The sequence below is a fragment of the Candidatus Nanopelagicales bacterium genome, from assembly GCA_018003655.1.
Lineage (GTDB): Bacteria > Actinomycetota > Actinomycetes > S36-B12 > UBA10799 > JAGNDY01.
In genome coordinates, this window is sequence record JAGNDY010000054.1 from 6,345 (window position 1) to 14,264 (window position 7,920).

At 66.6% G+C, this 7,920-nt stretch carries 11 protein-coding genes; all 11 read right to left on the bottom strand.

What is annotated here, in order from left to right; genetic code table 11:
* Positions 1-2: 2 nt before the first annotated feature.
* Positions 3-1,535 (bottom strand): phage major capsid protein, encoded by a 1,533-nt coding sequence (locus KAZ48_08175; protein ID MBP7972764.1) that lies wholly within the window; start codon positions 1,533-1,535, stop codon positions 3-5.
* Entirely contained in the window at positions 1,532-2,461 is a 930-nt protein-coding gene (locus KAZ48_08180) for an HK97 family phage prohead protease (protein ID MBP7972765.1), read from the bottom strand. Before KAZ48_08180 ends, KAZ48_08175 begins: the two co-directional genes overlap by 4 nt.
* Positions 2,458-3,720, bottom strand: coding sequence for a phage portal protein (locus KAZ48_08185; protein MBP7972766.1), 1,263 nt, complete (start codon positions 3,718-3,720; stop codon positions 2,458-2,460). The genes KAZ48_08180 and KAZ48_08185 overlap by 4 nt, the downstream gene beginning before the upstream one ends.
* Before the next feature lie 170 nt (positions 3,721-3,890).
* The gene (locus KAZ48_08190) at positions 3,891-4,115 is read right to left on the bottom strand and encodes a hypothetical protein (protein ID MBP7972767.1); all 225 of its coding nucleotides are present in this window, start codon (positions 4,113-4,115) and stop codon (positions 3,891-3,893) included.
* Entirely contained in the window at positions 4,097-5,638 is a 1,542-nt protein-coding gene (locus KAZ48_08195; protein MBP7972768.1) for a hypothetical protein, read from the bottom strand. Before KAZ48_08195 ends, KAZ48_08190 begins: the two co-directional genes overlap by 19 nt.
* Complete coding sequence (locus KAZ48_08200) at positions 5,635-6,003, bottom strand: hypothetical protein (GenBank protein ID MBP7972769.1); 369 nt, start codon at positions 6,001-6,003, stop codon at positions 5,635-5,637. The genes KAZ48_08195 and KAZ48_08200 overlap by 4 nt, the downstream gene beginning before the upstream one ends.
* A gap of 250 nt (positions 6,004-6,253) precedes the next feature.
* Positions 6,254-6,505, bottom strand: a complete 252-nt coding sequence (locus KAZ48_08205) for a hypothetical protein (protein ID MBP7972770.1) — start codon at positions 6,503-6,505, stop codon at positions 6,254-6,256.
* Positions 6,489-6,746, bottom strand: coding sequence for a hypothetical protein (locus tag KAZ48_08210; protein ID MBP7972771.1), 258 nt, complete (start codon positions 6,744-6,746; stop codon positions 6,489-6,491). Before KAZ48_08210 ends, KAZ48_08205 begins: the two co-directional genes overlap by 17 nt.
* Positions 6,743-7,018, bottom strand: coding sequence for a hypothetical protein (locus KAZ48_08215; GenBank protein MBP7972772.1), 276 nt, complete (start codon positions 7,016-7,018; stop codon positions 6,743-6,745). The genes KAZ48_08210 and KAZ48_08215 overlap by 4 nt, the downstream gene beginning before the upstream one ends.
* A 193-nt stretch (positions 7,019-7,211) precedes the next feature.
* Complete coding sequence (locus KAZ48_08220; protein ID MBP7972773.1) at positions 7,212-7,607, bottom strand: hypothetical protein; 396 nt, start codon at positions 7,605-7,607, stop codon at positions 7,212-7,214.
* Positions 7,607-7,765, bottom strand: a complete 159-nt coding sequence (locus tag KAZ48_08225) for a hypothetical protein (GenBank protein ID MBP7972774.1) — start codon at positions 7,763-7,765, stop codon at positions 7,607-7,609. Before KAZ48_08225 ends, KAZ48_08220 begins: the two co-directional genes overlap by 1 nt.
* Positions 7,766-7,920 lie beyond the last annotated feature (155 nt).

Sequence of the window (7,920 nt, forward strand, 5' to 3'; positions counted from 1 at the left end):
GACTAGGTAATGTTCAAAAGCTTGAACCCGCCGTCATTCACCGAGTCCGAACCGATCCGGTACCGGGCGAACCAGCCGCGCTGGCCCGAGGGCCGGTTGTTGCTGGTGTGGAACAGATGCGGGATGAACTCGACGCTCATGCCGATCCGGTCGGTGATCACGAAGTTGGAGAAGTCGCCGAACACCAGCGAGTAGTTCTCCGCGGACGTGTTGATCACACCGTCCATCGCCTCGGCCTCCAGGGCCTCGCGGCCCAACAGGACAGACGGCCGACCGTCGCCGAGCTGCGCCCACAGGCCGTTGCCACCCGCGGTGTCGAACTGCCGGACCTTGTTGTAGATCAGGTTATTCGCCAGCCAGGAGGCGTTGGCCCGGTAGCGCGCCGGCAGTGCGCCCTGGAGGGCGTACACGTCGGCCAGCGCGAAGGTGTCGGTGGTCGCCGAGGTGGCGATCACGGTCGGCGAGGATGCCACCAGCGCGGTGATCAGACCGGTCGGCTCACCCGAGCCCGATCCGAGGATCAGCTTGGTGCCTTCCAGATCCTCCTTGCCGCCGGCGAGCAGACGGCCGACCTCTTGGGCCGCGTTCTGCTCGTCGTCGAGCGCCTCGATGGAGATCGGCACGAAGCCACGGGCCATGTAGTTCGGGATCGACGGCTGCGCGAAGCTCGGGGCGTCGTCGGACACCTCGGAACCTTCCGCATCGAACGACCACGACACATTGGCCGCGCTGACGCCGTTCCAGGTGTCACCCGTCGCGACGACCACGCGGGCCGCCTGGCGGATGTCGCTGCGCACCCCGTTGGAGGTGACGATCACCGTGGGGTCCAGCTGGAACGGAACGAGGTAGCCGCCGGCCGAATCGGTCAGCGACATGGCGCGGAACTGCTCGACCTCGTTCATGGCGCGCTGCTCGGCCGGCGTCAGGGTGTGCCCCTTGCTGACGGCCATCTTCGACCATGCCCGCAGGTACTCGGGCGAGGAGGTCACGAGGCACTGGCGGGCCAGCCGCGAGTCCTTCGAGTCGAACCGCTCGATGATGTGCGTGGCCGCCTGGCGGATGTCGTCGGATGCGCCCTGCATCTTCTCGATCGCCGACAGTGCGCGGGCACGCAGTTCGCCGGCGACCTCGCCGCCGTCACGGCCGAAGGTGCGGACCTCGGACAGATCCCACGGGTTGCGGAATCGGCAGTCCTCGACCGAATCGGGTTCGAGGATCGAGTCGCGGTCGTACTCGTCGCGGCCACGCTGCGAGCCGCTGTCGACGCGCAGCTTGCGCGAGGACTTCACCCCGGCGGCGGCGGTGCGGACGGCGGCCAGCTCCGCGGCGCGCTCCAGGCGCTTGCGGTGCTCGTCGACCTCGGTGAACTCCGAACGCAGCTCGGCGAACTCGGCATCCTCTTCGGGGCTGAGTTCGTCGGCCTCGCCGAGTTCCTCCATGCGGGCGAACACCTCTTCGAGGCGCTTGACCGACTGGGAATGGGTCAGGGTCGGGCCGCTACCGCGGGCCTCGTCCTGGGGATCGATGTCGCTCATTTCAGTGAGCCTTTCTTCTTGTAGATGGACTTCATCGACGTGCGCACTTCGGCCAGGTCGATCGCTCGTTCCTTGGCTCGGCGCGATTTCGACGGGTGCTCACCTACGGCCGGAATGGCGGTGGATCGCTGCGCGTCGTCGGACTCGGACGGGTGCTCGACTGCGGCCGATTGCTCGGTGGCGTCTCGCTGCGCGTCGTCGTCCTGCTCGGCGGCATCCGCGAGGAATACCGCCGTAGCGAGCAACTTTCGCTGCTCGGGTTCATGGAGGCGTCCCAGGTCGATCACCTGGGAACGCATCGACACCGAGGTCTCGGTGTAGGCCGGCCAGACCACTGGACCCATCTCGGGCACCTTGGCCTCCTTGACCGTGCGGATCGGGAGTAGTTCGTCGGGCACGTCGTCGTAGATGGCCTCGCGCAGCAGTTGCATCAGCGTCTGCTCGTCGCGGATCGGCTTGCCGTCGTACGTCGTCCACACTTCGCGGACCACCGAGAAGCGCATCGACATGCCGTTGATCGCCTCGGCCGCGATGGCGTCACGCACCGGCGCCATGAGCCAGTTGTCGAACACTCGGGCCACGATGTGCGCGCCGCCGTTGGGCGCCAGTTCGGGGTCGACCTCCTCGGCGATCGAACGCAGCGCCGCGATGGGTATGGAGCCGATCATCGGGTGCCGGCCGTGGTCGAACTGGACCTTGGGCGGGGTGTCGCGGAACGACCGCTTCATCGAACCGAGCGCGAACTCCTCGGCAAATCGGCCTTCCCAACTGTCGATGATCGTGCGGGTGCCGAACACCGCGCCGTAGCCGTCGAGCGTGAGGCCGTCGCCGGGTTCGTCATCATCGGCCGAGCGGCACAGTGAGAACGGTGTCTCGCGCACAGACTCCAGCGGCGGCCGAACGGCCCGATTCTCGGTGGTCGTCATTCGGTACCTCCTTGGCCCTGCTCGGTCGCGCTGGCGGGCGGGGTTGTCGGACTGGGTGTATCAGCGCCCGGCTTCTGGAGCTGCACGCTGTAGAGGCCCGAATGGACCAGCAGCCGTAGATCATTGGCCTCGACCGCCTTGACGACCGACTCAGGTTCGTAACCGGCGGTGATGTAGGAGTTGATCGTCGCGGCCTTCGCGGCTGCGATCTCGGCGGCGTCCTTCTCGTCCTCACGCAGGAACGACACGTCGGTGGTGTCGTACCAGAGGTGATTACCGGCACCGCCGGGGATGGCGAGGATGTCCTCGAACGACCCCGATGCGTTCTTCCACAGCGGGTGCATCGTGCCGTCGGCGAACCGCCGACGGGCGAGCAGGTAGTTGGAATACGTCGCGGCTTCGAGCCCCTCGGACAGGCCGACGATGATCGGGGGCACCTGGGCGGCGGCGGCGATTCGCGTTTCGCCGGCGCCCTGCGTGCTCCGATATTCGATGTCCTTGAAGTTGGACCCGACCACCTGAACGTCCGCGCCCGGATAGAGCTGCAGCGTCTTGTAGGCGTTGGACACCCCGCCGAACTTCGAGTCGAACTCCTTGACCCACTTCTCGACCGCAGCCTGCTGGGCGCCCTCTTTGTGCTTGATCACCATGTTGACCGTGGCGCCATTGTCGAAGAACGACCGCTTGTGGCGGGTCATCGCCTGGTCGCCCTGGATTTCGCGCAGAACCGGGGTCAGCCACGACATTCCACGGTAGGCCGCCAACGGGTCGGGCGTCGGCGCGAAGTGCGCCACCTCGTCGGCGAGCAGCCCGACCGGATCGTTGCCCGACTGAATGCCGCCCTCGGTGTAGACGAACCCGAGCTTGCGCCAACCGATCTGGCCACGGCCATCGGCGAGCTGGCGCTCGCCCACGATGAGGTCGGTCCAATCCGGCCGTAGCCGCACCATCTCGCCGCCGGGGTCTTGCGTGCCGAGCCGGGCCATCGAGGTCTCGCGGAACCAATACGAATTGCCCGCCAGGTCGGCGTCCTGAATGGTGCGCAACAGCATGTCCTGCGTGGTGCCGCCGACCCAGGGGCGCTCCAGTGCCGCCAGCTCGGGCGTGCCGAACATGTCCGACGGCTTACCGTTGGCCATCGACCGCCACCGGAATCGGATGCTGGAGAACACGAGCATTCGCACCAACATGCAGGCGAACACGATCCCGTTCGCCGCGTAGGCGTGCTCGGCCAGGCCGCGAAAGTTGTTGGGCGCCATCTCGGTCGCCGGACCCTTGAGCGTCTGCTGAACGCCCGAGGTGAGCCCGCTGCCGTAGCCATACCCAATCCCATTGAACGCGAACTGATTGAGCAGCGCGGCATAGTCGTCAATCGTCGCGATGTCCCGCGCTGGCTCGGCGCCGGCGCCCTTGATCCGGTCGAGTAGGTTCACGGGCCCTCATGCCGCCCGGGGCGCATCCCGCCGCCCGCCGACGACATGGCCGATCGGTCCACCGGGTAGAGCACCACCGCGCCGATCAGCCCGAGGATGCCGCCGACGATCAGGCCCCATGCGACGCCGGCCAGCAGCGCAACGCCAGCGATGATCGCCGCGACGGCGAGCAGTGCCAATGTGGCCGAAATCCGAAGCGGTGTCACGACAGGAATCCCCATACCTCGACCTTCTCCGGTGTCCCGTACTCGATCAGCCCATGTAGGCCGAGAGTGACCGCCATCAGCTGAGTGATGTCGCTGTCCTTGTCCTTGCGATCCCACGCCCAGGCGTCGGACAGGTCGCGCCGCTTGGCCGATGCGACCGAGCGCGACAATGGGCCGGCGCCGCGGTGGCGCAGGCTGGCCGGCGAATCATGCTCGGCCGTCACGGCGTCGTAGAACGCGCCGCACGCCTTGGCCAGATCGGTTGCGTTGGACTTGCACACCTCGACGCCCATGCCCTCGATCTGGGTGATGAGCGACGCGGCGGCCGAGTGGCCGTCGATCACCACCGCGCACGGGTGCCATTCGTCGACCAGTTCCTTGATCCGGTCGGGAATCCACGCGGTGCCCGGCAGTGAGTCGATCGCCTTGCCGCGCACCGCCGGGACGACGCCGACGTGGAGCTTGCCGTCAGCGCGGCGGCCGACAGCCGCGATGGCCGATGCGGTGCGGTCGAGCTTGACGTACACGCCGAATGCCACCGGATCGAGCGGTTCTGACTTCGGATCGGCCAGCGCGTTCCACACGTCCGGCTTGATCAGTGCCTCGCCGGCCGCGTCGGGCTTGTCGTGCCAGCCCGCCCGTTCCCGGCCGAACTCACTCGGCGGCAGCGCCTCCCGCTCGGCTCGGATGTAGTCGATGGTGATGCGCCGCTCCAGTGCGGGGTTCGCCTGGCGCAGGTACTCGATGTCATCGAGCGCACACCCGTCGACACCGAAGACGTGCGAGCAGTTCTCGTCGGCGCAGGCGTTCACCTCGGGCTGCGCGCAGAACTCCAGATAGCCCAGCCGGGGACTGGCGCCTTCCCGGCCGCGGGCGACCAGCGCGCGCAGCACGTCGGAATCCGCGTGGCAGGCCGACGAGCCGTAGACCACCTGGGGATCTTTGACCGCAGAGAGCGTCGGCAGCAGTGAGCCCATGTGGACCTTCTTGAGCGCGTACGCCTCGTCGAGAATGATCTTGTTCCCCGTCAGACCGCGGGCGCCGCCGTGGGTGCGGGCCTTGAACTTCAGCCGTTGACCGTGGCGGCACTCCGCGCTCGGCCGCAGCCGAATCAGCTCCTTGCCGTTGCCGCGCTTGATGCCCGGCTCCTTGCCGAAGTTCGGATCCAGGCGCCGGCTCAACTGCGGGGTGTCGGCGATCAGGTTCACGATGTCGTCGAACGCCTCGCCGGTGGTGTCCATCTCGTGCGACGACCAGACGACGAGCTCCTGATCGGTGACGAACAGCCAGCCGAGCGCGGCCATCTGGAACAGCGCCGTCTTCATGTTCTGCCGGGCGCAGATGATCGCGAACTCGAACGCCGCGGAGATCAGCGGGTTGGGACTCAGCGCGAACAACGCATTGAGCGCCAGCTCCTGCTCGGGGTCCGGTGTCAGTCCCGCCATCGTGGCGAGGTCGGCAACCTCGGGCCCGAGCGTCTCGGTGTACGCCGGGAAGTTGGCGAACGCCGGCGTCACCTGTCGCAGCGCGGTGGTCAACCGGCCCGCTTCGCATCACGACGAGCGCGGAGCTCATCAACAGCATCGCCCGTCCCCGCCGCGGGCGGCTTGACCGAGATGCCGATCGCCGCCTCCATGACGCGATCGAGTTCCTTCGACAACTGGCCGACGCCCGAGCCCGTCGACATGCCGGCTGCCAGGACGAGCGCCTGTTGACCGAGCCGAGTGTCGAGCTTGCCGGCGGCTTCGAGTTCCGCGCGGGTGGCTCGGACTAGCGGCGTATCGGTCGGGGTCGTTGCCGACTTACCGTTGCGCCGATTGCTGCGACAGGTCGCGCCGCAGGTAATGGCGTCCTTGCGCTTCGCATCGAAGTCGCGACCGCACACTGCGCACGTTCGTTGCACGGTTCGCTCCTCTCGAAAGTTGTTGCGCGCCAACGCGAATCACGTTGTGTTGCAACGCATTTCGATGCGCGAAAGTTGTTGTGCCGCATAGTGATCCGTGCGAGCAGTTCGGGGGAGGGAAACTAGAGTTGCGAGGTGTCAGCGACTCTTTTGCGCGTGTCACGATGCCAACCCACCCCCCCTATTGTGTTGTCGCACAACGGATTTCACGCCTGTGAGTCACGCGAATCACGTTGCACTGCAACGACTTTCACCACACGCGAGAGTCGTCCACCACTAACGCAGCGCGGTGTCCCTTGGTCGCTCGGTTGCACCGAACGTGCTCGGGTCCGTTGTACTGAGTTCGGTCGTTGTCGTCGTGGCCCAAGTCCCACGGCTCATCCGGCAGGATCGGCTTGCCGCATCTCCAGCACACCGCCTTGCCGGCTTCGACGAGTGGCCGTTCACGCTCGCGCCGCTTCTGGTGCTCGGCGCCGTAGCCGAGATCAGTGGTGCGTGCCATTGGTGGTGTCGACGATCTGCTCACGCCCGGTGCTCGATGGTTCCCACTCGTTGAACCATCTACACACCATCTCGTGGTATTCGGTCTGGGCTCGCATCAGTGCATCGGCGTCGCGTGAGTACCGATCACCCGTGATGCGCTCCACGATGTCGTCGAAGTCCAGCACCAGGTCGCCGGGCGCTGCGTGCTCAGTCGCGTATGTCGACTTGCCACCACACGGCGGGCCGGCGACGAGGATCACAGCACCACCGCGTCAACATCCCCGCTCGGCTCCAACACCTGCACATGCAGGCTGAACCCATCGGATCGCTGGTCAATGGTCGACGTCACCCACGGCAACCTGGTGTCATCGTTGAGCATCCGGTTCAACTGCGCGGCCAGCATGACGACCAGCTCCATGCTCTGCTGCCGGTTGAGCACCTGTGGCACACCGGCGAACTGGGCGCGCAGTTGCTCGGGGATGATCTGCGGTCGTGGCGGGATCTGGCCGCGGCGCTTGGATCGGCTGCTCATGCGCCGTGTCCGCACGAGGGGCAGCAGTAGTGACAGTAGTGCCACTCGTTATAGCCGCCACACGCTGGACAGAGAACGAGTACGTCGGGTACCGACAGTGCTGGTGGGCACTCTGTTTCGTGGCCGCAACCGGAGGCGCGACCGGTGGACCGCTCGGCGAATGCGGCCTTGTATGCCAGGTGCTCCTCGTGGTTCACCGGCACGCCTCCATGTGCGCCTGCAACAACGCCACCGCAGTGCCCACATGGATCTTCGCCTGGTCGACACCCTTGACACCCAGCACCGGCTGACGGCACCGGTTGCACAACAGCGAGATGTCGCTCGGCGGCGGCGTTCCCTTGGCCGCAGCGTCGATCCGCGCCTTGATGTCGGCCTTGCTCAGCACCGGATAGCCGTGCTCCTGCAAGTCCTCGATGATCGCCTCGGCAATGGCGAGTCCAGCGGCACCCGTCGCGTCGGCCTGCTCCTTGCTCATGCCGGCGGTACCGAAGCCGGGCAGCTGCACGAACCCCTTCTCGCCGAGTTTGTTCGTGTGCGGCAGGCGGCCGAAGTCGGCGGCGAGCAGCGGGGCGGCGGGGTGTTCAGCCATCAGCACTCCATTCGGGCGTTCCCCGTTGGGCATCGGGGCAGTTCGTCGAGCAGGCCGTTCAACCGCCGCTCAGCACGCTTGATGTCACTCGCGCACCCGTCGTAGCGGGCAGCTCGCAGGTGCGCCAGCGCGAGGGCGATTCGGCGGTGCAGCAGCATCGGCACCTCGCTCGGCAACGAGAAACGCCCCGCTCTGACCAGCAGAAACGGGGCGCTCAAGGTGATTGCGGGTATGACGAACCCAACTTTGTTGCGCCTGAGCATATACCACGGGTGGTGTCACCAGGGCGTATGTGGCACTAGATGGCGTGTTG

Excerpts from the sequence above, each read along its gene's own strand:
- KAZ48_08175 (MBP7972764.1), bottom strand. The coding sequence starts at position 1,535 with ATGAGCGACATCGATCCCCAGGACGAGGCCCGCGGTAGCGGCCCGACC.
- KAZ48_08180 (MBP7972765.1), bottom strand. The coding sequence starts at position 2,461 with ATGACGACCACCGAGAATCGGGCCGTTCGGCCGCCGCTGGAGTCTGTG.
- KAZ48_08185 (MBP7972766.1), bottom strand. The coding sequence starts at position 3,720 with ATGGCGCCCAACAACTTTCGCGGCCTGGCCGAGCACGCCTACGCGGCG.
- KAZ48_08190 (MBP7972767.1), bottom strand. The coding sequence starts at position 4,115 with ATGGGGATTCCTGTCGTGACACCGCTTCGGATTTCGGCCACATTGGCA.
- KAZ48_08205 (MBP7972770.1), bottom strand. The coding sequence starts at position 6,505 with ATGGCACGCACCACTGATCTCGGCTACGGCGCCGAGCACCAGAAGCGG.
- KAZ48_08215 (MBP7972772.1), bottom strand. The coding sequence starts at position 7,018 with ATGAGCAGCCGATCCAAGCGCCGCGGCCAGATCCCGCCACGACCGCAG.
- KAZ48_08220 (MBP7972773.1), bottom strand. The coding sequence starts at position 7,607 with ATGGCTGAACACCCCGCCGCCCCGCTGCTCGCCGCCGACTTCGGCCGC.
- KAZ48_08225 (MBP7972774.1), bottom strand. The coding sequence starts at position 7,765 with ATGCTGCTGCACCGCCGAATCGCCCTCGCGCTGGCGCACCTGCGAGCT.